At 46.8% G+C, this 1,218-nt stretch carries 1 protein-coding gene; it reads right to left on the bottom strand.

Features of this window, described 5'->3' with window-relative positions:
• A partial coding sequence (locus ABR397_RS22680; protein WP_350307682.1) for a DUF637 domain-containing protein occupies positions 1-1,218 on the bottom strand: 1,218 nt, incomplete at both ends.

Raw genomic sequence — 1,218 nt, 5'->3', positions numbered from 1 at the left:
CTACGTTCAGAGTCAGTCAACGCCAGATTGATCTTTAAAGCCCTGCGGGCTTTTCGCCTTATATCCCCGCCCGCACTGGGCGAGGGTTTACGGCGTTTTTCGCTAAAATTTCCTCTTTTATCAAAAACTTCAAGATGATTTTTATGATCGCCATCTAAGTAAATCTGATCGCCTTTCTTGATATATTTATCAATGTCATCTTTTGCAGAGTAAACACTCTGTCCATCATATATCTTGCTGGTTTTTTGAGTATTTCCTTTAATTTGGTGCCCAAATCCCGGTTGCTTCAGAAATTCATTCATATTACCAACAGCACCTTTATTCGGCTGATAAGGTTGTTTATTCTTCCCAATAATGGAAGCAACTGAAACCTTACTACCAATAGCACCACCAATACCGGCAGATTCTACCGCTTCTTTGGCTATTAATGCACCTTTTTCCCAGGCAGGCAGCGAGTTATATAACAGCCCTAAATCGTTCTGGTTTTCTGTCGTCACAAATTGGTTGAGACGATGGGCATCTTCTTCCGACAAGCCAAACATCCATCTCAGACCACTAATGGCATCGGCTGTTTTTATCCCACCGTCCATTTCGGCTTGGTAGGTTAGTGTGCATAACCCACCGCTCCCGGCACAATTAGACAACATTTCCGCCCGTTGCGCGGCGCTCAGTTCTCCGTATTTATTCCAGATGGCTTCGGTAGCGGTGCCTTGTTTATTGGCCTCTTGAAGTTCTCTGGTTAGATTGTAAACATTCATGGAATGCAGGTGATTGAAGAGGATCACGATTTCACCGGCATTGGCTCCACTGTTAGCGCCTTTTGCGCTATGAGTCGCAATCGCACCGGCAACGCCGCCGATAATTTTGCCCCCGGCCTGAATGCTCATTGGGTCGCTGAAAGTTTTATCCAGTGTTATCGCTGCCAGTTCTGCTGCTAAAGCACCTGCCGCTGCTCCTTTTGCATTGCCTCCACCTATCTCAGCGGCCAAAGCGGATACAGCAGCATGGCTGATCGCCTTGCCGGGTAAACCTAATATTTGACCGTTTTTCCCAATTAAATTGGCTCCTTCCGCATTAATCTGACTGCCAATATTAGACAGCAAAGCCGTGGTGAAATTGTCTTTAAAGCTGCCGCCATTAATCGTAGTACCCAAGCTGGCGCCGATAATGGACTGGCCTGCGACCCGTTGGGCCACTTTGCTCCAGTCATGATTGCTC

It is taken from the genome of Photorhabdus viridis, from assembly GCF_040256935.1.
GTDB classification, from domain to species: domain Bacteria; phylum Pseudomonadota; class Gammaproteobacteria; order Enterobacterales; family Enterobacteriaceae; genus Photorhabdus; species Photorhabdus viridis.
Note: the sequence above shows the minus strand (reverse complement) of the source record. Positions and strands in the feature narration are given on the sequence as shown.